This is a genomic window from Halomonas sp. 3F2F (assembly GCF_014897805.1).
Lineage (GTDB): Bacteria > Pseudomonadota > Gammaproteobacteria > Pseudomonadales > Halomonadaceae > Vreelandella.
Map to the genome: position 1 here is coordinate 106,032 of NZ_JABUZE010000189.1, position 23,747 is coordinate 129,778.

General features: G+C 54.1%; 22 protein-coding genes. 5 read left to right on the forward strand and 17 right to left on the reverse strand.

All coding sequences use genetic code 11. The features are described 5' to 3' along the window. Positions 1 to 276: 276 nt before the first annotated feature. The 7 genes from INT21_RS19870 to phnD form a co-directional block, all read right to left on the reverse strand. Positions 277 to 2,394 carry a methyl-accepting chemotaxis protein gene (locus tag INT21_RS19870; RefSeq protein WP_193060679.1) on the reverse strand — a complete coding sequence of 706 codons (2,118 nt, stop codon included), beginning with the start codon at positions 2,392 to 2,394 and terminating at the stop codon, positions 277 to 279. Positions 2,395 to 2,404: 10 nt separating this feature from the next. After that, complete coding sequence (locus INT21_RS19875) at positions 2,405 to 4,276, reverse strand: methyl-accepting chemotaxis protein (protein WP_193060680.1); 1,872 nt, start codon at positions 4,274 to 4,276, stop codon at positions 2,405 to 2,407. Between the two features lie 105 nt (positions 4,277 to 4,381). Further along, the gene (locus INT21_RS19880) at positions 4,382 to 4,813 is read right to left on the reverse strand and encodes a host attachment protein (RefSeq protein ID WP_089040295.1); all 432 of its coding nucleotides are present in this window, start codon (positions 4,811 to 4,813) and stop codon (positions 4,382 to 4,384) included. 87 nt (positions 4,814 to 4,900) lie between these two features. After that, positions 4,901 to 5,710 (reverse strand): phosphonate ABC transporter, permease protein PhnE, encoded by an 810-nt coding sequence (gene phnE, locus INT21_RS19885; RefSeq protein WP_089040296.1) that lies wholly within the window; start codon positions 5,708 to 5,710, stop codon positions 4,901 to 4,903. After that, on the reverse strand, positions 5,704 to 6,513 hold the full coding sequence (phnE, locus tag INT21_RS19890) for a phosphonate ABC transporter, permease protein PhnE (protein ID WP_089040297.1): 810 nt from the start codon (positions 6,511 to 6,513) through the stop codon (positions 5,704 to 5,706). Before phnE (INT21_RS19890) ends, phnE (INT21_RS19885) begins: the two co-directional genes overlap by 7 nt. Continuing rightward, on the reverse strand, positions 6,500 to 7,306 hold the full coding sequence (gene phnC / locus INT21_RS19895; RefSeq protein WP_089040298.1) for a phosphonate ABC transporter ATP-binding protein: 807 nt from the start codon (positions 7,304 to 7,306) through the stop codon (positions 6,500 to 6,502). Before phnC ends, phnE (INT21_RS19890) begins: the two co-directional genes overlap by 14 nt. A gap of 57 nt (positions 7,307 to 7,363) precedes the next feature. Beyond that, positions 7,364 to 8,353 carry a phosphate/phosphite/phosphonate ABC transporter substrate-binding protein gene (gene phnD, locus INT21_RS19900; RefSeq protein ID WP_089040299.1) on the reverse strand — a complete coding sequence of 330 codons (990 nt, stop codon included), beginning with the start codon at positions 8,351 to 8,353 and terminating at the stop codon, positions 7,364 to 7,366. A 157-nt stretch (positions 8,354 to 8,510) separates the two neighbouring features. On the opposite strand from phnD, the gene INT21_RS19905 reads away from it, so the two are divergent. Further along, positions 8,511 to 9,104 (forward strand): histidine phosphatase family protein, encoded by a 594-nt coding sequence (locus tag INT21_RS19905; RefSeq protein WP_193060681.1) that lies wholly within the window; start codon positions 8,511 to 8,513, stop codon positions 9,102 to 9,104. 112 nt (positions 9,105 to 9,216) lie between these two features. On the opposite strand, the gene INT21_RS19910 is transcribed toward INT21_RS19905, so the two are convergent. From INT21_RS19910 to hemE, 7 genes are all read right to left on the reverse strand, one after another. Next, positions 9,217 to 9,945 carry an amino acid ABC transporter ATP-binding protein gene (locus tag INT21_RS19910; RefSeq protein WP_009723183.1) on the reverse strand — a complete coding sequence of 243 codons (729 nt, stop codon included), beginning with the start codon at positions 9,943 to 9,945 and terminating at the stop codon, positions 9,217 to 9,219. An 86-nt stretch (positions 9,946 to 10,031) separates the two neighbouring features. Beyond that, on the reverse strand, positions 10,032 to 11,132 hold the full coding sequence (locus INT21_RS19915) for an amino acid ABC transporter permease (RefSeq protein ID WP_193060682.1): 1,101 nt from the start codon (positions 11,130 to 11,132) through the stop codon (positions 10,032 to 10,034). Between the two features lie 21 nt (positions 11,133 to 11,153). Continuing rightward, positions 11,154 to 12,344, reverse strand: coding sequence for an amino acid ABC transporter permease (locus INT21_RS19920; RefSeq protein WP_193085614.1), 1,191 nt, complete (start codon positions 12,342 to 12,344; stop codon positions 11,154 to 11,156). Between the two features lie 91 nt (positions 12,345 to 12,435). Beyond that, on the reverse strand, positions 12,436 to 13,461 hold the full coding sequence (locus INT21_RS19925; RefSeq protein ID WP_193060684.1) for an amino acid ABC transporter substrate-binding protein: 1,026 nt from the start codon (positions 13,459 to 13,461) through the stop codon (positions 12,436 to 12,438). A 267-nt stretch (positions 13,462 to 13,728) separates the two neighbouring features. Then, positions 13,729 to 14,739: an amino acid ABC transporter substrate-binding protein gene (locus tag INT21_RS19930; protein WP_193060685.1), complete on the reverse strand. Its 1,011-nt coding sequence runs from the start codon at positions 14,737 to 14,739 to the stop codon at positions 13,729 to 13,731. Positions 14,740 to 14,831: 92 nt separating this feature from the next. Beyond that, positions 14,832 to 15,692: a polyamine aminopropyltransferase gene (gene speE / locus INT21_RS19935; RefSeq protein WP_038479432.1), complete on the reverse strand. Its 861-nt coding sequence runs from the start codon at positions 15,690 to 15,692 to the stop codon at positions 14,832 to 14,834. After that, the gene (gene hemE / locus INT21_RS19940; RefSeq protein ID WP_089040305.1) at positions 15,692 to 16,804 is read right to left on the reverse strand and encodes a uroporphyrinogen decarboxylase; all 1,113 of its coding nucleotides are present in this window, start codon (positions 16,802 to 16,804) and stop codon (positions 15,692 to 15,694) included. Before hemE ends, speE begins: the two co-directional genes overlap by 1 nt. Before the next feature lie 230 nt (positions 16,805 to 17,034). Between hemE and ribA the strand changes: the two genes are divergently transcribed. From ribA to trhA, 4 genes are all read left to right on the forward strand, one after another. After that, complete coding sequence (ribA, locus tag INT21_RS19945) at positions 17,035 to 17,670, forward strand: GTP cyclohydrolase II (protein WP_030071109.1); 636 nt, start codon at positions 17,035 to 17,037, stop codon at positions 17,668 to 17,670. A 226-nt stretch (positions 17,671 to 17,896) separates the two neighbouring features. After that, positions 17,897 to 19,126, forward strand: coding sequence for a formamidase (fmdA, locus tag INT21_RS19950; protein ID WP_089040306.1), 1,230 nt, complete (start codon positions 17,897 to 17,899; stop codon positions 19,124 to 19,126). Positions 19,127 to 19,214: 88 nt separating this feature from the next. Then, a complete protein-coding gene (locus INT21_RS19955; protein ID WP_038479420.1) occupies positions 19,215 to 19,547 on the forward strand; it encodes an FmdB family zinc ribbon protein in 333 nt (110 codons plus the stop codon). Between the two features lie 84 nt (positions 19,548 to 19,631). After that, complete coding sequence (gene trhA / locus INT21_RS19960; protein WP_193060734.1) at positions 19,632 to 20,330, forward strand: PAQR family membrane homeostasis protein TrhA; 699 nt, start codon at positions 19,632 to 19,634, stop codon at positions 20,328 to 20,330. Here the strand turns inward: trhA and INT21_RS19965 are convergent. The 3 genes from INT21_RS19965 to dxs form a co-directional block, all read right to left on the reverse strand. Then, a complete protein-coding gene (locus tag INT21_RS19965) occupies positions 20,327 to 20,953 on the reverse strand; it encodes a glutathione S-transferase family protein (RefSeq protein WP_193060686.1) in 627 nt (208 codons plus the stop codon). The two genes, trhA and INT21_RS19965, sit on opposite strands and share 4 nt — an antisense overlap. A gap of 62 nt (positions 20,954 to 21,015) precedes the next feature. Next, on the reverse strand, positions 21,016 to 21,777 hold the full coding sequence (gene djlA, locus INT21_RS19970; protein WP_193060687.1) for a co-chaperone DjlA: 762 nt from the start codon (positions 21,775 to 21,777) through the stop codon (positions 21,016 to 21,018). Positions 21,778 to 21,806: 29 nt separating this feature from the next. Beyond that, positions 21,807 to 23,732: a 1-deoxy-D-xylulose-5-phosphate synthase gene (gene dxs, locus INT21_RS19975; RefSeq protein WP_193060688.1), complete on the reverse strand. Its 1,926-nt coding sequence runs from the start codon at positions 23,730 to 23,732 to the stop codon at positions 21,807 to 21,809. Positions 23,733 to 23,747: the final 15 nt, after the last annotated feature.

Here is a 23,747-nt window from a genome sequence, read left to right on the forward strand (position 1 = left end):
TATCTGTTACGTACTATCTGATAAGTACTATCTGATAAGTACTATCTGCAGCCCTACTATCGGCACCAATGATTACGACTTTAGGCGTATGCTTAAGATCGTGTAGTTATCGGTTCGCAAGGGGGAGAACACGCCCTGGAGTAAACTGAGCTAAGGCAGGATGGATAACGAGGTGGGCCTCGCAATGAGGCCTGGCAGGATAATGACCGCCGGAGCCCAGCGTAGCGATAAACCTCCGCTACTGCCGATCTCCTGGCGGCCTGATTTAATCGCTGTTTAGTACTGTGCCGGCGTTGGCGCAGGCAGCGTGTGTTGGCTCTGTGGGTGGCGGTTGTCATGTGCTTCAAGCGTGAAGCCACCCACCAGTGCATCGAGCCGATCCGCCTGATCTTTTAGCTGTTCGGCGGCGGTGGTGGACTCCTCCACTAGGGCTGCGTTTTGCTGAGTCATCTGATCTAGATCGGTGACGGCAATGCTTACCTGACTGATACCATCGTTTTGTTCTCGCGCGGCCGTGCTGATATCGCCGAGCATTTGAGTAACGCGCGTCACGCTTTGAGCCAGTTCATGCATAGCTGCTTCGGCATCACGCACCATTTGGGTACCGCTTTCTACCTTACCTGCCGAGGCATCGATGCGTTGGCGAATATCTTTGGCGGCGTCGCTGCTGCGCGAGGCGAGTTTGCGCACTTCATCAGCCACGACGGCAAAACCACGACCATGCTCCCCTGCACGGGCAGCCTCTACAGATGCGTTTAGCGCCAGTAGGTTAGTCTGGAAAGCGATACCATCAATGACGCTGACAATGCTCTGAATTTCATCAGAGTTGGTGCGAATATCCGTCATCGTGGCGACCACCTGCTCAAACGCACTGTCAGTACGGGACGCTAGCTCCGAGGCGGTTTGGGAAAGCCCGCTGGCTTCCTGTGAGGCGTGGGTGGTGTGGCCAACGGTACTGCTGATCTCTTCCATGGCTGAAGAGGTCTGTTGCAGGCTGGCGGCGGCCTGTTCGGTGCGCCGAGAAAGATCGTGCCCTCCTTGGGTAATCTCATTGGCCGCATGGTTAACCGCTTCGCTGCTGCGCCGTACATCCAGCAAGATGGTTTGGATTTTCTCCGCGAAGGCATTGAACTGTTCTGCTACCGCTGCGCTCTCGTCGCGGCCATGAACTGGCAAGCGTTGGGTAAGGTCGCCATGTCCGGTTGCGATCTCTTCCATCCGGTTGGCTAGGCGTTTAAGAGGGCGTGCGATTCGTCCACCAATCCACCACAGTGCGCCGACACCAATCGCGGCCAGCAATAAGCCCACCAGCGTCATGCCCAGCGTGTTTTGCTGACGCTGCTCGCTGAGCACGTCTTGCAAGGCGTTCAGTTCGGCCAGTACCACTGACTCGGGAAGCTGCAGTACCAGCACCCAGGGCTGGTCCGTATTGCCAAGGGTGATAGGCTGATAACGCTGGAACATACCATCGGCCATGCTGCTGTGTAGGCTGCCCTGCGTTGTTGCCTGCTCAATGCCTGCCAATAGCGTGTCACTTAGCGAATCGCTAGCGGGCAAGCCCAAGGCTTCTTTGCCAGCGGTATCCGCTACCAAACCGCCACGTCCCGCCACCAGTGTCATCCGGCCAGCGCCGTTATAAAGCGCCTGGTTAGCATCGTTTAACAGGGTTTGGATAAAGTTAAGCGCCAAATCAATCCCCGCCACACCGCGAAATTCGCCATCTACCAAGATCGGCGCGTTGAACGAGGTGACTAGCTGGGTTTCACCGCCGAAGTCGTAAGCCGCGGGGTCGATAATACAGGGAGCTAAGGTTTCCCGTGGACACAGGTAGTACTCGCCTTCGCGCACGCCGCTTGCCAGGGGCGTTTCGCTCTCTATGTCCTCACCTAGCGGCAGTATCGCCAGCTCGCCATCATCAGTGCGGTACCACCAAGGCATAAAGCGGCCGCTGGCGTCATGGCCGTAGCGCTCGTCACCCGCGTAGCGCGCGTCATCTCCAAAAGCGTTGGGCTCCCAGCCGATATAGGCATCCACTAGGTCAGGGTTGTCGGCGACGGTTTGGCGCACAAGGTTTGATAGCTGTCGGCGGCTTAAGTAGAGTGCGCGTTGGCCTTCTGCATCGTCCATGCCCATTAACGCATTGGTCATGGCGAGTTGGCTGGCCAGCGTCATCGCTTTGTCCAGCTCGCGCTGAATGCGCTGACCTTCTGCTTCGGCAATGGCGTTTAAGCGGGCATCCAGCGCGCCTTCCATGAGCTCACTGGTGTGGTCATCCACGGTTTGTTGAGTGTGTGAGGCGGCGATCAAGTTATACACCACCAGGGCGGCCACAATGGCTAACAGGCAAGGGCCTGCTAGTGCCACGACAAAAGAGCGTAATGAGCGGAAATGCATAGTGTAATCCCTAGGCGATATGGCGACGTTGGTTGTCAGGTGTTTGGTAGGGCACTTGCAAAGCAGGCGTGGCAGCGTGGGACAGTTTAAAGCTGCTGATAGTCCCCGCGAGATGCTCCGCTTGCTCTTTCAGTTGCTCAGCAGCAGTAGTGGACTCTTCCACCATGGCAGCGTTTTCCTGGGTCATGCGATCAAGCTCGGCAACGGCAATATTGACTTGATTAATGCCGTCGCTCTGCTCGCTGGTGGCTGCGTTAATCTCCTCCAGCACATCGGTAACACGGGTGATATGGGCAACAATATCCTGCATCGTCGCACCCGCATTTTGTACCAGAGAGGTGCCATTGTTGACTTTGCTTTGTGAGTCTTCGATTAGCTTTTGAATATCGTTGGCAGCTTCGCTACTGCGCCCCGCAAGCTTGCGGACCTCGTCGGCCACTACGGCAAAGCCACGGCCATGTTCGCCGGCACGGGCCGCTTCTACAGAGGCGTTGAGTGCCAGTAGATTGGTTTGGAAGGCAATGCTGTTCATCAGCGTGACAATCTCACCAATTTTATTAGAGGATTGAGAAATGTCTTCCATTGTTGTGACGACATTTGCCACCACTTGGCCGCCTTCCTTCGCAACGTTTGATGCGGCATGGGAGAGCTGGTTGGCTTGCTGGGCAGATGCGGCAGTGTGTTGAACGGTGCTGGTGATTTCCTCGATCGACGCAGATGTTTGCTGCAGGCTTGCGGCCGCGTTATCGGTACGGCGTGATAAATCCTGACCACCCATGGCAATTTCGTTGGCCGCGTGATGAACCGCTTCACTGCTCGTGCGGACATCAACCAATACGGCTTCCATTTTGCCGACAAAACGGTTGAACGCGCTGGCAATTTGGGTCACTTCATCGTTGCCTTCTTCTGGCAAACGCAGGGTTAAATCGCCATCTCCCGAGGCAATGTTATCCATCGCGTTGCGCACGCCAAGCAGTCTACGAAGCATCAATGAAAGCAGGACACCAAATATAACGGCGGTGATGGCCGCGACAATCAACAAAGTGATAATTGAGGTAGTCGCAATGGCACGCAGGCCTGCGGTGGCTTCGTGCTCATCAAGCGCCACGACTAACTGCCAGCCACTACTGCCGCCCACTGTGCTGCCCATCAGCAGCTTGCCACTGTTTTGCAGTTCAAGCGCTTGAGGCTCTTCGGCTTGGATAATCTTGGCCAAGCTGTCGTTGGTTAGATCGCTGCTCAACACTGAGGACGGCTCAAGCGTTAACTCAGCGTCAGGATGCGCCACAAGCGTGCCATCTTCCGTCGTCAAAAAACCGAAGCTTGAAGGTGTCGGGGCGATACTGGCCACAATATCAATGACATCTTCAATGGTGATATCTGCACCAATGACAGCGGCGAGCTGCCCGTTACGGTAGAAGGGGCGTGCAAAGGTAACGATTAACCCCCCTGTTTGGGCATCGACATAAGGCGTTGTGATAATGGTGTCTTTGGCGTTGGCAGCGTCTTGATACCAGGGGCGTTGGCGAGGGTCATAATCACTAGGCGGCTGCCAGTTATCAGAAAAAACAGCATCAGACGTAGAGGGATAAGCCATATAGGCCGTCATGAAGCTTCCAGAATCAGACAGCTGTCGCAATGCGGCAAGCGGGTCGCTGCTGCCAACAGCATCATCCATGCTGGCCAGCATGGTATAGCGAGCGTTAAACCACTCATTAATCGCCTGGGTGTTACCGTTAACGACGGCACTGAGATTGCGACTTACTTGTTGATTGTTGTGATGCTTGACGGTGGTGTAGCTGGCTATGCCATTAATGATGAGGGCTACAATAATGGCCGTGAGGGCGGCTAGTAAGATGCGGGCTCGCAGGGAGGAAAACATGGTCGCTCTCTAAATCGTCAGGGGTCAGACGACTATCGGCAAAAGCGACCACTTCTTTAGCAGAAAAGCGTGCTTAGTGGGAAAGCGAGGGTGACGTAGAGAGCATTAGCGTAGGTCGCTAACGGCGTTTTGAATATCGGCCAGGGAAGCTTTACTCAAATCTTTTGAAAGCGTGTGAATGACCAGTTTGTGGGTGGTGTTGTCGAGCTTTTCTCGCAGTAGCCCAAGAAATTTCGGTGGCGCGACCATAATAAGCTTTTCCATGCTGTTATCGACGCGTGCACCATATAAGCGCTTGGCGACTTCTTTGGCAAACAGCTCATTTTCATGCTGCGAGGCAGCGCCCTCTTCTCCAGACGAGCGCGATGAGGTTGACGTAGATTCATGAACATCGGCACCGCGGCGATCGGTGATTAAATCACCTTCGTGCAGCCTGCCTGCTGCGTGTACAAGGCTCTCATGCTCAGTGAGATTCAACGCATCACGGGTAAAAATACGCGCGCGGGCGGCGTCAGCTACCACGATATAGGTGGTCATCGTCGTACGTCCTCCTTGTCGTTAGTTACCCTCTAACCATGGCAAGCGTTTGCCGTTTGGTCAAACACTTGCGAAGGTAAAAAGGGGTTAAAGCACTTTGCTGCGCAGTAGGCTAGTAATGGCTTCGCCAATCAGTACCAAAATGATAATCGCGATCAAAATAGTAGCGACTGTCGGCCAAGCAAAGGTGTCGATAGCGCCTTGCAGAATCACGCCAATGCCACCTGCGCCAACGAGTCCCAGCACGGTGGATTCCCGGATGTTGATATCCCAGCGCAGAATCACGATGGCAAAAAAGGCTGGCATCACCTGGGGCACAATAGCGTAGGCGACCACTTTTGCCTTGGAAGCACCGGTGGCTTCCATCGCTTCCACCGGGCGACGATCGATTTCTTCAATGGCTTCACCCATTAATTTGCCAATAAAGCCTATCGAGCGAAACACAATCGCCAGGATCCCTGCTAATACGCCGGGGCCAAAAATAGCCACGAATAACAGCGCCCATATAATCGTATTAACCGAGCGGCTGGAGACTAGAATAAAGCGCCCCAGCCATAGGCAAGCACGATTGGGGGTGGTGTTCTGGGCGGCGATATAGGCGACTGGCAAGGCGAGAAAAATAGTCAGAAATGTGGCTAACGTCGCGATATGTACTGTTTCGAGCAGCGCGTTCAGAATATTGCTTAACCCGGCAGGGCTAGGCGGCCACATTCGCGCAGCCAAATTAGACATTTGGTTGGGCGCGTCCCATACCCAGGGCCAGAAAATATCAATATCGCGAACCGCCCAGAACACCAGCATCAGTGTGCCTAGCAGTACAGCGTAGCGGATTAAGCGTTCTTTACGGTCGTAGCGATGCCAAACACGGTCGGCAAGTTGCTGAGCGTGATCTACCATATTTTTTTCCTCACCCAGCCGCTGATGCCTTCACTCAGTAAAATAACCGCAATAATGACCAGTAAAATCGCAAAGGCGAAGTCGTAATCATAGCGACCAAAGGCATTCATTAATGTGCCACCGATACCGCCTGCACCGACGATGCCGACCACCGCAGAGGCGCGTAGGTTGCTATCAAGTTGGTACATCGATAGACCGACCTGGCGGGGCAATATTTGTGGAAAGACGGCGTAATAAAGCGTGGCAATGTAGCCTGCTCCTGCCGCGCGCATGGCTTCTACCTGCCCCCAGTCAATCTCTTCGATCTCTTCTGCTAGCAGCTTTCCAACAAACCCGATGGAGTAGAGAGTCAGCGTTAAAATACCTGCCAGCGGCCCAAACCCAACGGCTGCCACGAATAAAATAGCCACGATAACGGGGTGAAAGCTGCGCGAGATAATAATGACCGCGCGGCCAATCACGTAAATGGGCATCGGGGCGATGTTACGAGCGGCCATCACCGCAAAAGGAATCGATAGAAAAACGCCTAGTAGTGTGGCGAGAATGGCAATTTGGAAGCTCTCTTTAAAGCCTGTTAGTAGCAACTCGTAACGTTCCAAGCTGGGTGGAAAGCCCCCGCTAAAGATGCGCGCTGCCCGCGGTAAGCCTTCTGAAATGCGCGCCCAGTTAAACGGCAAAGAACCGAAAGCCCACACCAGATAAATCGCCGCGACAATAAAAATGCCGTAGCGGATGATGGGGTTGGCAATGAATGGCGGTTTTTTCCAGGTACGTGGGGGAGACGGGGAGTCAGACGGCGTCATGTCGTGGCTCCTCAGCATGGGCACCGGGCTGCTCGGTAATAGCATCGTCAGGCGCTTCAATACCACCATAAATGGCATCAAGAGCGTCTTTGTTGAAGTCTGCAGGCACGCCATCAAAAATCATCTTGCCGTGGCGTAAGCCGACAATGCGCTCAGTGTAGGTTTTTGCTTGCGCAACGTTATGAATATTGATCAATACCGGTAGCGAAAGCTCACTGGCAAGGCTCTGCAGCAGTATCATTATTTGCTCGGACGTGCGTGGGTCGAGCGATGCTGTTGGTTCGTCGGCCAGCAACAGGTCAGGTTCTTGCATTAATGCCCGCACCACCCCGACACGCTGGCGCTCACCGCCGGAAAGCTCATCGGCACGTTTATTGGCGTAATGAGCAATCCCAACGCGCTCCATAAGGGTAAATGCACGCTCTATATCGGCTTGAGGGTAGCGACGTGAGATTGCTTGATAGAGATTAACGTAGCCAAGCCGCCCAGCCAGTACGTTCTCCATGACGGTGAGGCGATCAAGTAAGTTAAATCCCTGGAAGACCATGCCAATTTTGCGCCGGGCACGGCGTAATTCAGCGCCTTTCACATTCACCAGTTCGGTGCCGTTGAGTTTGATAGAGCCCGATGTAGGTTCTACTAAGCGATTGATACAGCGAAGCATGGTGCTTTTACCAGCACCAGACGCGCCAACAATAGAAACAACGCTGTTGTCCTCTACCTTAAGATCGAGTCCCTTCAGCACCGCCTCGTTGTGGCCATAACGTTTGACCAGATTGGTAATTTCCAGCATGTGATTGTTTCCATCGAAAGGCGAATAATTGCGCCGCTGGGGGCGGCGCAATCGTTGTTACTCCAGGTTTTCTCGTGTATAGCTCACGTCATTAGCCGCCTGGATGGTACGAATCACTTGCCAGTTATCTTTGTAATTAATCGGAATAAACTTTTCGACGCCTTCAAACTCCTCGCCAAGCTCGGTGCCGACGAAATCGAAGGTAAAGAAGGCTTCCTCGATTTTTTCTACAAGATCCGGGTGTAAGTTATGGGCGTAGTTATAGGAAGTGGTTGGGAATCGATCAGATTCGTAGATCAGACGTACATCTTCCTCATCGTAAAGGCCGCGTGCTGCCATACGTTCGACCACTTCAGAAGCCACCGGCGCGGCATCGTAATCCCGAGCGACGACGCCCAGCATCGATTGATCGTGGCTGCCCGAGTAAACGATGTCGTAATCCTCTTCGGGAGTGATGCCAAGCTCTGGCAGTAAGGCACGCGGCGCTAGATTACCGGAGTTGGACGTTGGCGAGGTGTGGGCAACACGCTTGCCCTTGAGGTCTTCCAGGCTCTCAATGTCTGAGTCTACGTGGGTAAATAGCTGCAGGGTGTAGCCGAACTGACCATCATCTGACCCCATCAGTGCGAAGGGGACCGCGCCTGCTAAGTTCACGGCAAAAGGAGTCGGGCCGGTCGAGAAGCCAGCAATGTGTAAGCGCCCGCTGCGCATGGCTTCGACTTGGGCGGCGTTAGATTGAACAGCAAAGAAGCGCACATCGCGTTCGGTGACCTCGGATAGATGATCAATAAAGGGCTGCCAGATATCCGAATAAATGGCCGGATCTTCTACCGGGGTATAAGCAAAAATAAGCGTGTCCGGGTTTGCCCATCCAGACTCGTCGCTTGGCCGATCAGCCACCATGTCGCCGTTTTCATCGCAGTACAGTGGGTCCAGGTCACCACGCTCGCACTCTGCCAAGGCATGGGTAGAGAGGAGTGCGAAGGGGAGCAGTGATGCAGCCGCTAGCATGGCAAGCGGACGCTTGCAGAAACGTGACGTTTCCATAGTTAGCCTCTTATGTGCGTTATTTTTGTGTTGTGCTATCCACTATCGAATTCAGCGCTTCTTTTACTGCGCGTACGTTTCGTAAGTGGACATTTGTAGCGCTAGATGTTTATTTTTCGAAAACGATCTCTTTCAATCTAGGGTTTATTACGAAGATATGTCAAACACTTTCACAGCTGCCTTCTACCATTGGCGAAATCGCTATCTGTTGATGCGCCATGGCCATAGCCAAGCGAACGAACAAGGCCTCATTATTAGTTCGCCTGGGCGTGGGCTTTGCGACTTCGGCTTGTCGCCTCTGGGCGAAGAGCAGCTCTCAACAGTCGTTGCACAATGGTGTTGGCCGACGCCCACCAAGGTGCTGCACTCAGACTTTTTGCGGACAACACAAACCGCTGAAAGAGTTGCTGCAGCGTTTGGCTTAACGCTGGAAAAAGAGGAGCGCCTTCGTGAGCGTTACTTCGGTGAACTCGATGGCCAACCGGATAGGCATTACCCTGACGTCTGGGAGTTAGATGCCCAGGATGCTGAGCATCAACAGCATCAGGTGGAGGCGGTCAGCAAGGTCGCCGCAAGGATGTATGCAGTGATTGAGGAGCTAGAGCGCCGCTGTGAAGGCGAAACGGTGCTGGTGGTGAGCCATGGCGATCCACTACAGATATTGCTCACAGCACTCGCCAATAAACCGCTGACGCAACACCGCGAGCAACCTGCCCTGCAGCCTGCCAGTATTACCCCGCTGGGGAGTTAGTCGGGTTGGCAGTGGTTGTGAGAGAGCGGGCAATGAATCGGCATCGTTGCAGATAACAATGGGCCTTCGATGAGGCCCATTGCTTTATCAACTGCTTTATCAATTGCGTTACTTAGTGCCCCAGAATCTGGCTTAAGAATAGCTGGGTACGTTCTGACTGCGGGTTATTGAAGAACGGCTCAGGGGCGTTTTCTTCGATGATTTGCCCTTGGTCCATAAAAATCACCCGGTCGGCAACGGTTTTGGCAAAGCCCATTTCGTGGGTCACACACAGCATGGTCATGCCTTCATTGGCAAGCTCCACCATGACGTCTAGCACTTCCTTGATCATTTCTGGGTCAAGCGCCGACGTTGGTTCGTCGAATAGCATGACGTCAGGGTGCATGCACAGTGAGCGGGCAATGGCGACCCGCTGCTGCTGGCCGCCGGAAAGCTGACCCGGGTACTTAAGCGCCTGTTCAGCAATACGCACCCGTTCTAAGTACTGCATGGCCATTTCTTCCGCCTCGCGACGCGGCTTTTTTTGCACCCACATGGGCGCTATACAGCAGTTTTCCAGCACGGTTAAGTGAGGGAAGAGGTTGAAGTGCTGGAATACCATGCCCACGCTACGGCGGATTTGCTCGATACGCTTAACGTCTTGGGTAAGCGGTACGCCGCCTACCACGATATCGCCTTGCTGGTGCTCTTCCAGATGGTTAATGCAGCGAATCAAGGTTGACTTGCCCGAGCCTGAAGGCCCGCAAATAACAATACGCTCGCCGCGCTTTACTTCCAGGTCGATATCGCGCAACACGTGAAAATCGCCGTACCATTTATTAACGCCGCGCATTTCAACCATTAGATCAGAAGTCGGGGTGCCAGAGATGTCGGTAGCTGCTTGAGTCATGTCTTTATCCTGCTAAAAAATCGTTAATAAAAGCGGCGTTAGCGCTTATGACCGGTGTGTAGCTTGCGCTCTAAATACTGGCTATAGCGCGACATGCTGAAACAGAAGACCCAGAACATGAAGGCGGCAAAGACATAGCCTTCCAGTGAGAAGCCCAGCCAGCGTGAGTCGGCCAGCGCCGCTTGCACGATCCCCAATAGGTCAAATAGCCCGATGATCATGACCAGGGTGGTGTCTTTAAACAGCGAAATGAAGGTATTCACAATGCCGGGAATCATCATTTTCAGCGCCTGAGGAAGCACAATCAGCCCCATACGCTTCCAGTAGGTCATGCCAAGCGCAGCAGCAGCCTCTTCCTGGCCTTTTGGAATGGCTTGCAGGCCGCCACGAATCACCTCGGCCATGTAGGCGCTTTGGAATAGCGTTAGGCCGATCAGCGCCCGTACTAAACGGTCTACATTCATTTCAGAGGGTAGGAACAGCGGCAGCATTACCGAGGCCATGAATAGCACCGTAATCAGAGGTACCCCACGCCAGAACTCGATAAATACGACGCAGAAACTTTTCACGATGGGCATATTGGAGCGCCGCCCCAGCGCCAGCACAATGCCGATAGGCAGTGCGCCCACCATACCGACGGTGGCCAGCAGCAGGGTTAGCAGTAAGCCACCCCAGCGATGCGTAGGCACGCGAGGCATGTCAAAGTAGCCGCCGTGCAGCAGCACATAGGCAACGATGGGGAAACCGACGAGCGCGAATATCGCCACCCAACGTTTGAGGGGCAGGCGGGGAATAGCTAGCCAGGCTATCAGCGTAAAGAAACCAGCAAAGACGATGTTGGCTCGCCAGATTTCCTCACGGGGATACAAGCCGTAGATAAACTGGGTGAAGCGTGCATTGATGAATACCCAGCAAGCCCCTTCCCGAGAGCAGTCATCTCGTGTGGTGCCGATCCAATCAGCATTCAAAAACGCCCACTGAACGGTGGGAACGACAAGCAAATAGAGTATGTAAAGCCCGATTAGGGTAAAGATAGTATTGATCGGGCCGTTGAACAGATTGGCACGTAGCCAGGCAACCGCCCCGACAGAACTACTGGGGGCTGGCCGCTCTTTAATGATTGTTTGATTATGGATCATGTAAATATCCTCACCGTCGGCCTAGCGTTCAACCAGTGCCACTCGGGCGTTGAACCAGTTCATAAACATGGACACCAGCAGGCTGATGGTTAGGTAGACCGCCATGGTCATTGCAATGACCTCAATGGCTTGGCCGGTCTGGTTCAGCGTGGTGCCTGCAAACACCGAGACAAGGTCGGGATAACCGATGGCGGTTGCCAGCGACGAGTTCTTAATCAAGTTCAAGTACTGGCTGGTTAGCGGCGGAATAATGACGCGCAGTGCCTGAGGGATAACCACCAGACGAAGTACCAGGTTACGTGGCAGGCTTAGTGCCTGTGCAGCTTCCGTTTGCCCGTGCGAAATTGCCTGAATGCCAGAGCGGACAATTTCAGCAATAAACGAGGCGGTATAAATCGACAGTGCCAGCCAAAGCGCGAGGAACTCAGGGATTACCGTAATACCGCCACGGAAATTAAAGCCGCGTAGTTCCGGCATTTCCCAGGTGACTGGCACGCCAGTGGCAACTAGCACTAACAGCGGTAAGCCAAAAATCAGTAAAAACGAGATCCAGTAAGCCGGTAGGCGTTTGCCTGTGGCTTCATGGCGACGCTTGTTCCATATCACCAGGGCAATACTGGCAACAATGGCGACAAGGAAGGTAAGAGGGATCAAGCCAAAGCCAGACTCAAACAGCGGTTGGGGTAAATACAGTCCGCGTACGTTGAGAAAGATGACTTCACCAAATGCCAGGCTATCTCTGGCGCTTGGCATCGTGCGTAATACCGCAAAGTACCAGAAGAATATTTGCAGTAGCAGCGGGATATTGCGGAAAGTTTCGATATAGGCAGTGGCTAAGCGCGCTAGCAGCCAGTTAGGCGACAGGCGGGCGATGCCCACAATAAAGCCAATGATGGTCGCGGCCAATACCCCTAGGCCACCCTCCAGCAACGTATTCAGTAAGCCGACCAAGAAGGTGCGGCCATAAGTGCTTTGAGATGAGTAGTCGATCAGACTCTGCACAATCCCAAAACCTGCGGTGTTGCCCAAGAAACCAAACCCGGTGGTGATACCACGTGCGGATAAGTTGTCTTGGACATTACCGACAATGTAGAACAAAAAGGCTGCCACAGCGGCGACGAGGAGTAGCTGGAAAATAAGCGCACGTTTGGCGCGATCTCGCCAAAACGGCGGCTTGTGGCCAGCGGGACGAGTGTTAGGGCTTACGGACATGGAAGGCGTCTCCGCGATACGGACGGTCAATCAAATGGCCCGCCGATGCCCTTGGAAGGATGGGGCGGCGGGCCGGGGTCAAACGAGACGCTTAGCGAATCGGCGGTGCGTACTGGAAGCCACCTTGGTTCCAGAGGGCGTTAACACCACGTTCAATTTCAAGCGGAGAGCCCATACCGACGTTGCGCTCAAAACTTTCACCGTAGTTACCGACTTGGCTCAGGATGTTGTAGGCCCAATCGGCTTCTAAGCCCATACCTTCACCGTAGTTGCCATCTTGGCCAAGTAGGCGGGCAACATCAGGATTCTCAGAGCTGAGCATCTCTTCGGCATTTTCGCTGGTGACGCCATACTCTTCGCCGTTAATCATGGCGAATAACGACCACTTCACGATGTTAAACCATACATCGTCGCCTTGACGTACCACAGGGCCCAGAGGCTCCTTGGAAATAATGTCGGGTAGAATGACCGCGCTGTCCGGTTCATCTAGCTGAATACGCAGTGCCGCCAGCTGAGACGTATCCGAGGTTAATACATCACAGCGCCCAGACTGGAAGCCACCCACGGTTTGTTCAGAGGTATCAAATACAATGGGGTCGAACTGCATATCGTTGGCGCGGAAGTAGTCGGCTACGTTGAGTTCGGTAGTGGTGCCAGACTGAATACAAATAGCGGCACCATCCAATTCGTCTGCACCACTCAGACCCAGATCGCGGTTAACTAGGAAGCCGATACCGTCGTAAAAGGTCACGCCAGTGAAGTTGAGGCCCAGGGTGGTGTCACGAGTGGTGGTCCAGGTGGTATTACGTGATAGTACGTCGACTTCGCCAGACTGCAGGGCCGTAAAGCGCTCTACGGCGTTCAGGGAAATGTAGTTCACCGCATCAGCATCACCGAGAACGGCGGCGGCAACGGCACGACATACGTCAACGTCGAGTCCTTGCCAGTTACCTTCATCGTCCGGGGCGGAAAAGCCTGGCAGGCCGTCGCTGACGCCGCACTGTACGGCGCCGCGTTCCATCGTGTCTTCTAACGTATCAGCTTGAGCAGTGGCGACACCGGCCAACGTGATAGCACCCGCGGAGGCCAGCAGTACCAAGTGTTTTTTATTCATCATGGTCGTTCCCCTTACTCGATTTAATGTCGTTATGCATGCAGATGCATGACACTAGAAGCTAGCAAGGAAGGTGCCAGAAAGGATATGTCGTCAAATTCAGCGCTTTTCAACGCAAAATGCCTGCTGTATACGAAAGTATTGGTGCAAAAAGAAACATTAGCGACTAGTGATTGCTCTATTTTGATGCATAGTCGCTAATGTGGCTGTTAGCTTAAAAAATAGTGTCGCTCAGTGTGATGGATTAACGGGCTTGAAGGATGAACAGGGTTAACGAATAGGGGGTGCGTACTGAATGCCACCATCTTTCCACAAGGCGTTTAAGCCTCTGGCAATCTTGAAATCAGAGTCGGCACCAACGTTTCTATCAAAGATATCGGCGTAGTTACCCACCTGCTTGATGATTTGGTACGCCCAATCGGTATTGATGCCCATTGGCTCGCCAAAGTCACCATCTTGACCAAGCAGGCGCATGACATCAGGATTCTCCGAATTAAGCTGTTCATCTACGTTAGCTTGTGTAATGCCCAGCTCTTCCGCATTTAGCATGGCAAACAGCGACCACTTCACAAGATTGAACCATTGGTCATCATTTTGACGAACGGCTGGGCCTAGCGGTTCTTTCGAGATAATTTCAGGGAGCACGACCGCCATGTCGGGATCAGCAAGCTGCATCCGCTGGGCATACAGTTGGGAAGCGTCGGAGCTTAAAACGTCGCAACGGCCCGCTTCAAAGCCGGCAATAGACTGCTCAGGCGCATCAAAAACGACAGCATCATAAGTCATGCCGTTGATGCGGAAGTAATCAGAAAGATTGAGTTCGCTGGTGGTGCCGGACTGGGTACAAACTGCCGCGCCATCAAGCTCTTTGGCGCTTTGCACGCCTAGATCGCTGGCCACCATAAAGGCTTGGCCATCGTAGTAACTTACGCCGGTAAAGTTCATCCCCATCGTTGTGTCACGGCTTGAGGTCCAGGTCGTGGTGCGTGATAGGACATCGACTTCGCCAGACTGCAGCGCGGTGAAACGTTCTACCGAGTCGAGTGGCACGAAATCTACTTTTGTCGCGTCACCAAGCGCCGCAGCGGCTATGGCACGGCATACATCGGTATCCAGGCCCCGGTATTGGTCGTTGTCATCTAATGACGAAAAGCCTGGCTGGGCAGCGTTGACGCCGCAGCGCACGCTATCGCGCTCTTGAACGGTTTCCAGCGTGCTGGCCATGGCCATCGCAGGTACTAAAACACCAATTCCTACTCCCAACCAACGAACGGTTTTCATTTGTTATTCCTTAACGTGAAAGGGCAAGTAAACGTAAGCACATAAAAAAAGCCGAGCAATGCTCGGCTTTTTGGCTATTCGCAGGCGCTAAGTTATGCGAAGGCTTTACGCATAAAAGGCGGCAGCGATAGTGCACCACGGTGAGCATCACCAGTGTAGTACTGTAGCGGCATTTTATGCTCAGCGGCAGCCTGTTCGCGGAAGCTTTCAACGCTGGTCGCTTTACCGGCCAGCGTGACGCTCCACCAGCCAGAAGGGTAAACCGGCTGTGGGAAGGGCAGTGTGGCCACGCTATCAAAGCCCGCTTCACGCATATCGTTACGCAGTTCGCGAATAATAGAGCCGCTGTGGTAAAGCGGTGATTCGCTTTGCTGCACCATCACGCCGCCATTTTTTAGAATACGGTGGCAGCGCTTCAGGAAGTCGGTTTTAAACAGCCCTTCGGCGGGGCCGACCGGGTCGGTAGAGTCGATAATCAGCACGTCGATGCTCTCGTCGGCAGCGTCGTCTACCCACTTCACACCGTCTGCAAACAGCAGCTCGGCACGCGGGTCGCCGTTAGCTTCTACCAGCGCTGGGAAGAAACGCTCGGCGGCCTTGGTAACTTCTTCATCGATGTCGATTTGCGTCACTTTTTCAACGCCCGGATGACGCAGCACTTCCTTCAGCGTGCCGCAGTCGCCGCCGCCAATAATCACTACCCGCTTGGGGTCTTGATGGGTGAACAGCGCCGGGTGGGCAATCATTTCGTGATAGAGGAAGTTGTCGCGATCGGTCAGCATCACGCAGCCATCGAGCACCATCAGGTTGCCGTAGGTCTCCGTGGTATACACTTCCAGGTGCTGGTAGGGGCTTTGCACATCCAGCAATTTCTCAGTGACTTTCAGCGAGAAAGCGCTGCCGTGGCTATCAAATACTTCGGTAAACCACTGGTCGTCGCGTAAATCGCTCATTACTTTGCTCCTGGGCGCGGGGCGTTCGTTTGGGTAGGAATGCCTTGATGATACTGCGGGCTTAAATCGTGCAGCGCCTCCATAAAGGCGGTGACGTGGTCAGGGTTGGTGAACTGGCTGATGCCATGGCCCAAGTTAAAGACGTGGCCCGGGCCGTGGCCGTAGCTCTCCAGTACGCGAGCCACTTCGGCGCGAATGGCCGAGGGGCGGGCGAACAGCACGTTGGGGTCGAGATTGCCCTGCAGCGCGACTTTATGGCCCACGCGGGAGCGGGCGTCGGAAAGCTCGGTGGACCAATCGATGCCCAGGGCATCGGCTCCGGCACAGGCGATGTGTTCCAGCCATTGGCCGCCGTTCTTGGTAAACAGAATAACCGGCACATGGCGACCATCGTGCTCACGAATCAGGCCGGAGACAATTTGCTCCATGTAGCGCAGCGAAAATTCCAGGTAGGCGGGGGTTGAAAGCGCACCGCCCCAGGTATCAAAAATCTGTACCGCTTGAGCGCCCGCGCGAATTTGCGCGTTTAGGTAGTCGGTTACCGACTGTGCCAGGGTATCCAGCAACTGGTGCATGGTGTCTGGCGTATCGTAAAGCATGGTTTTCAGATGACGGAAGTCTTTGCTGGAGCCGCCTTCCACCATGTAGGTGGCTAGCGTCCAGGGGCTACCCGAAAAGCCAATCAACGGCATGCGGCCGTTCAGCTCACGACGAATGGTCGATACGGCACGCATCACGTAATCGAGATCGCGCTCGGCGTTGGGTACCGTTAACGCTGCAACCTCTTCTGGGGTGCGTACGGTTTTTCTGAATTTAGGGCCTTCACCGGTTTCGAAATAGAGCCCTAGCCCCATTGCATCTGGGATTGTGAGGATGTCGGAGAATAGAATGGCGGCATCTAGCGGGTAACGCTCAAGGGGCTGTAGCGTTACTTCACAAGCTAGGTCATGGTTGCGACACAGATCCATAAAACTGCCAGCATCGGCGCGGCTGGCGCGATATTCTGGCAGGTAGCGGCCTGCTTGGCGCATCATCCACACCGGAGTGCGGTCGACGGGCTGGCGAGCCAGCGCACGAAGAAAACGGTCGTTTTGCAAAGGTGTGGTGGTCATAAACACTTGCTCTTGAGAAGTTTGCCCGCATTGTAAGGGAGTCATTGTACTTGAAGATAACGGTACTTGAAGATAACTGTGTCTGAAGGCGGCAATTGTACTGAAAAACGTACTTAAAAACGCCTCTCCCTGTTGAGACCGTGAGGCTACCGCTGCTTCCTGGTAGAATGTTTTCTTATTTTTCCAACACCGGTGTGGTTAGCTGGTTTGGTTAATCGACGAGGTAACCTGTGACCATTCGCTTCATTGCCGCTTCCCGGCTGCCCACCCCTTGGGCCACATTCACCATGCACGGCTTCGAAGACGAAGCTACGGGTAAAGACCATATCGCCTTAACGCTAGGTGATGTGAGCGGCGGCGAGCCAGTACTGGGGCGCGTGCATTCTGAATGTTTAACCGGCGATGCGCTGTTTTCCATGCGCTGCGACTGCGGCTATCAGCTACAAGAAGCGCTCAAGCGTATTGCCGAAGAAGGTCGTGGCGTGCTGTTCTACCTGCGCCAGGAGGGGCGAGGTATTGGGCTGCTGAATAAAATCCGTGCTTATCATCTGCAAGATCAAGGTGCAGACACGGTTGAAGCCAATGAGCAACTTGGTTTCGGTGCGGACATGCGTCGCTACGACCTGTGTGTGCCGATGCTTAACCACTTGGGTATCACGGCATTAAAACTGATGACCAACAACCCTCGTAAGGTGGATGCCTTAACCCGGGATGGCGTGAACGTGGTTGAGCGCCTGCCGATTACCACAGGCCTAAATCCCCATAATGAGCACTATCTCTCAACCAAAGCGGGCAAGCTTGGCCATATGATGGCGCTGGACGATTTTACCCAGGCCAGCGACGTCGATATTGAACGTAAAGGGTGACTAAGCCCTTTTGTCACACTGCTGAACCGCTCTTCTGTCTGAAAGCTTCTAAAGCCCGCTCTCCTGAGTATTTGTTGAGCAGATACTCGGCTGAGTTTCGTTAAGGCTGCGTAATAGTCGAGATGTAATTAGCTTATAACTGTCTGAGTGACTATTTTGCATAGTGGGGTAGGGGAAACGATCTTCTCTACGCTGACTATCCTACGTTACGTGACAGAGGTTTGTTATGGCTGAAACAATTATTAAAATTGACCTTAAACAATCACCTTACGAGAACGAACAGATCCATAATCGCTGGCATCCCGATATACCCATGGCCTGCATGGTAAAGCCTGGCGACGACTTTATCGTTGAGTGTCATGACTGGACTGGCGGGCAAATCCATAACAATGATAGCGCCGACGATGTGCGCGATGTGGACTTAACCCAGGTTCACTTTTTATCAGGTCCTGTGGGGGTTGAAGGTGCTGAGCCTGGTGATTTGTTGGTGGTCGATATTCTTGATATTGGTACCTTTGAGGAGAGTCAGTGGGGGTTCAATGGCTTTTTTTCTAAACAGAATGGCGGTGGTTTTTTAACCGAGCACTTCCCAGAGGCTCAAAAGTCGATCTGGGACTTTAATGGCATGTTCACTAAATCCCGACATATTCCTGGTGTCGAGTTTGCTGGTTTGATCCATCCCGGCTTGATTGGCTGCCTACCTTCAAAAGAGATGTTGGCTGAATGGAATAAGCGGGAAAAAGCACTTTACGATACCGAGCCTGACCGTATCCCTCAGTTAGCCGCGCTGCCCTACGCCGATACGGCGCATATGGGTAAATTGTCAGGCACTGCCAAGCAACAAGCTGCCGCTGAAGGCGCGCGAACAGTACCGCCCCGTGAACATGGTGGTAATTGTGATATCAAAGACTTATCGCGTGGGTCGACAATTTATTTTCCCGTTTACGTTAAAGATGGTGGCTTGTCGGTAGGCGACCTGCACTTTAGCCAAGGTGATGGGGAAATCACCTTTTGTGGCGCTATTGAGATGGCCGGTTGGATCCACTTGCGGGTTAACCTGATCAAAGGCGGGATGGAGAAGTACGCCATCAAGAACCCTATTTTCAAGCCAAGCCCTATCACGCCGAAATACGATGATTACCTGATTTTTGAAGGGGTGTCGGTAGACGAGCAGGGTAAACAGCACTACCTGGATGTACATGTGGCTTATCGTCAGGCTGTTCTCAATGCCATCGAATATCTCAAAAAGTTTGGTTACACCGGTGCTCAAGCCTACTCGCTGCTAGGCTGCGCGCCCGTACAAGGGCATATCAGTGGCGTTGTCGATATTCCCAATGCTTGCGCAACACTTTGGCTGCCAACGGATATTTTTGATATTGATGTGAAGCCGAATGCCAATGGGCCTGGAGCGCAGGTTGCCCAGGGGGCTGATCTGCCGCTCTCCAAAGATAAGTAGAGCGCTTAGCCACCGCTGCATTGAGAAAGGCAGCGACACGCCAGTATCGCTGCCTGTTTAAAATGGATGCTAACAAGGAGAAAGTGGTATGCCTCTCTATGACTATAAGTGTGCTACCCATGGCTTGTTCCACGAACTGGTTCCACTGCGCGAAGTAGGTGATGCTTGCGCTTGCCCAACGTGTGGAACCTTGTCACCACGAGTACTGCTGGTCGCCCCTCAGTTATTAACGATGGATCCAGCGCGGCGCAGTGCCTTTGCGCGGAATGAAAAAGCCGCACATGAGCCCAGGCATGGCAACCAGCATAGTGAGCACGAAAAAGGCTGTTGTCATCAAGAACGTCATAAGCCCCAAGTATTTTATACGGCGGAAGGTAATAAAATGTTCCCTTCCGCACGGCCTTGGATGATAAGTCATTAAAGCCACGTTACCTGCGCCAGCGTTGTAGGTATTGAACGCATGGAGTGATAATGGTGGGGCGTGGCATATCAGGAGCGCCCCAGGCTGAAAGCTCTAGATGAACAACGGCATGACGTGCTGCCTCAAGAGCAAGGCGAGTTCAGCATTGTCGAAGAGTGGTTACATAGCATTACCCACGGGGTTGGTGCTGTGCTCAGCTTGGTGGGTATGGTCGTACTGCTGGTAGTAGCGAGCTTAGCCGCCCACGTCGACCCTTGGAAAATTGTCAGCCTGAGCCTGTACGGCACCACGCTAGTCCTGCTTTATACTGCCTCGACTTTCTATCATGGCATTGCTCATCGGCGCTGGAAGCAACGCTTCCAGCTGCTTGACCATTGCGCAATTTACTTGCTTATCGCGGGCACTTATACGCCTTTTCTGCTCGTTAATATGCGTGGCACCACGGGCTGGGTGTTATTTACCGCCGTGTGGTCGCTAGCGCTAGTGGGGATTGGCTGCAAACTGCTCTGGCCACAGCGTTTCGCGGTACTCCGCGTGGCTATCTATTTACTGATGGGCTGGATGATCGTCCTGGCCTCTAGAGAGATGGCGGCCAGTTTGTCGGTGACCGGCATCGCTCTGCTTGCCGCAGGGGGAATCATCTACACGCTAGGGGTTATCTTCTATGCCGTGCGTGCCATTCCCTACAATCACGCTATTTGGCATCTGTTTGTGATTGCCGGAAGTATTTGCCACTACTTTGCCGTCTACAGCGCTGTTCTACCTCATGGGTCGGTTACCTAGCGATCAACTGCCGCTTCTTGCTCTTTTTCCATGGCACGGGCTAGCGCTGGGCGCTCAGCGTGACGTGCGCGGTAGACCGCTAGGGGTTCAGGCAGTCGGTGTTTCATACTGGCTGCCCACGTTAATGTATGGGTAAGGAAGATATCTGCCAGGGTGAACGTCTCGCCGACTAACGTCTCCTGGCCCTGGTAACGGCGTTCTAGTGCTAGCAGTGCCCGCTGAAATTCCCAGGCGGCGGTGGGCAATACTGAAGGCACGCGCTTATCTTGGGGGAGGGCAAATTTATGCTTGGCCTGAAGCCACAGCGGTTGCTCGATTTCGGTGACGATAAAGCTTAGCCACTGGTCGACCTGCGCTCGCTCAGCGGCGCTTTCTGGCAGAAGGCTGCCATCACCGTATTGCTCGGCTAGATAACGGCAGATAGGTGCCGATTCAAACAGCGTTAGCTCACCATCTTCAATCACTGGCACCTTGCCATCTGGATGGCGGGCTAGGTGCTCAGCAGTTTGTCCCTCGCCGCTATCCAATGCGACATGCCGGCAGCGGTACTCCAGGCCAAGCTCTTCAAGTGTCCAGGTAACCCGCAGCGAGCGAGAGTTCGGAAAACTGTAGTTCGTTATCATTAGGCGACTCCTAAGCAGCGCGGTGAAGCTTTAATGTAGCGAGTGCTTGGAAACCTGTCGAGCTACTGGTCTCGGGCGCTACGGATGCGTTCGTAAGCGTTGCCAATTTCGCTGGTGCGTGCCTGGGCCACTTCACGCATGCTTTCAGGCAACCCTTTACCGGCGAGTTTGTCGGGATGGTTTTGGCTCATTAGGCGGCGGTACGCTTTTTTGATTTCAGCGTCGCTGGCGTCTTCACTCACTCCTAGTACTTGATAGGCGTCTTTCAATGCCTCTTCGCTGGAGCCCTGCGAATTCGCGGCGGCACCGTGAAGCATGGCTTCAATCTGCTGAACTTCCGCTTCACTACAGCCAACCCCACGGGCCACGCGCAAAATCATCTCGTGCTCGGCAGGGTGCAGCACGCCGTCGGCAGCGATAGCGGTTAACTGAACCTGCAAAAACACTTGGCGTAAAACCGGTTGGCGCTGGGTCAATCGGTTAACGTTCGCCAGTTCTGCATCTAGGTTGAAGTCGTCGGCGCGTCCGCGCTCGAAGGCGGCTCGCGCTTTGGCACGCTGTTCGCCTTGAAGATGCATTTGGTCAAACAGCTTTTCGGCCACGCCAAGCTCGCCATCGGTGACTTTACCGTCGGCTTGGCACAAGCAACCCATTACCGAGAAGATCGACTCTAAAAAGCCTTCTTGGATTTGTGTGCGGGCAGCGTTTAAGCGGCGGCTAATGCGTCGCCCTAGCCACCAGCCCAACCCACCGCCTACCAGCAGGCCAATGGGGCCGCCGACAGCAAGGCCAATCAGGCCAAACAAAATAATCAAAAATAGCATGGTGTTATCAACCGTTGAAAAGTTAAAAGTTACGGGAGACGAGCGCGAATAGCGCGCTCGATACCGTCGGCATCCAGGCCGCAGTCGCGTAGCAACTCTGCGGGGGTGCCGTGCTCAACAAAGGTGTCAGGCAGGCCTAAATTAAGCACTTCGATTTGTACGCCTTCCGCGTGCAGCAGCTCGTTCACTGCGCTGCCGGCGCCACCGGCGATCACGTTCTCTTCCAGAGTGACCAGCAGCTCATGTTCATCGGCGGCATGCAGCACGGTGTCTCGGTCCAGTGGCTTGATAGAGCGCATATTGATATGCGTTGCGTCGAGCTTTTCGGCAACCTCAGCGGCGGCGCTGTTGACGCTACCAAATGCCAGCAATGCAATACGCACACCTTCAGTCCCAGCATCGCGGCGTAGCTGTGCTTGGCCAATGGGCAGCGGCTCTAAGTGTTCAGGAATGGCTGCGCCCGGGCCTGTGCCACGTGGGTAGCGAACCGCTGCTGGGCCTGGGTGATGGTAAGCGGCGCTAAGCATGGCGCGGCACTCTGCTTCATCAGCAGGGGCTAAAATCACCATGCCTGGAATGCAACGTAAAAAAGACAAATCCATGCTGCCGTGATGCGTTGGTCCGTCTTCACCCACAAGGCCTGCGCGGTCAATCGCAAATGTTACGTCTAGATTCTGTACGGCCACATCGTGAATAAGTTGGTCGTAGCCGCGCTGTAAGAACGTGGAATAGATCGCCACAACAGGTTTCATGCTCTCGCAGGCCATGCCCGCAGCGAGCGTTACGGCATGCTGCTCGGCGATCGCGACATCAAAATAGCGCTCAGGATACTGCTGGGAGAAACGAATTAAATCCGAGCCTTCGCCCATGGCGGGGGTAATTCCCATCAGCCGTGAATCGGTGGCTGCCATATCGCACAGCCAGTCGCCGAACACGTTGCAGTACTTTTTCTTAGCCGGGGCCTTGGGCGCTGCCGCTGGCTTCACCAGTGGCGCATTGGCAGTGGCGCTGGGCTTTTCTAGCTTAGTGATGGCGTGGTAGCCAATCTGGTCAGCTTCGGCGGGCAGAAAACCTTTACCCTTAACTGTTTTGATATGCAGAAATTGAGGGCCATCCTGGTCGCGCAGGTTGCGCAATGTTTCGGTGAGCGCCTCCAGGTCGTGGCCATCGATCGGGCCGATGTAGTGAAAGCCCATTTCTTCAAATAGCGTGGCAGGGCTCACCATGCCTTTCATGTGCTCTTCGGTGCGCTTGGCAAGTTCGAGTGCGCCCGGCAGATGGGAGAGCACTTTTTTGCCTTCTTCACGCATCTTAAGGAAGGGCTTACTAGACAGTACACGGGCTAGATAGGTCGCGATGCCGCCAACATTTTCCGAGATCGACATCTCATTGTCGTTCAGCACCACTAGCATATTGGCGTTAACGTGGCCCGCATGGGCCAGCGCTTCAAACGCCATGCCCGCAGTGAGTGCGCCATCGCCAATAATGGCGCACACACGACGCGGGTCGTTTTGTGCCTGGGCGGCTAACGCCATCCCCAGGGCGGCTGAAATCGACGTGCTGGAGTGGCCAACACCGAAGGTGTCGTAATCAGATTCTGCGCGGCGGGGAAACGCTGCTAGGCCGCCATGCTGGCGAATACTGAGCATCGCTTCGCGTCGCCCAGTTAAAATTTTATGCGGATACGCTTGATGGCCTACGTCCCACACCAAACGGTCTTTGGGCGTATGAAATGCGTGGTGCAGCGCTACGGTCAGTTCCACAACGCCCAGGCCTGCACCGAAGTGGCCGCCTGTCACACCCACGCTGTATAGCAAGTAGGCACGTAGTTCGTCAGCCAACTGGGCAAGCTGCCTAGCATTCATGGCCCGCAGCGCAGCGGGATGATCAAAAGAGTCGAGCAGCGGCGTTGCCGGGCGCTCGCGGGGAATCTCGTCGAACAGCTTCATAGGCATGTTTTCATGGACAGG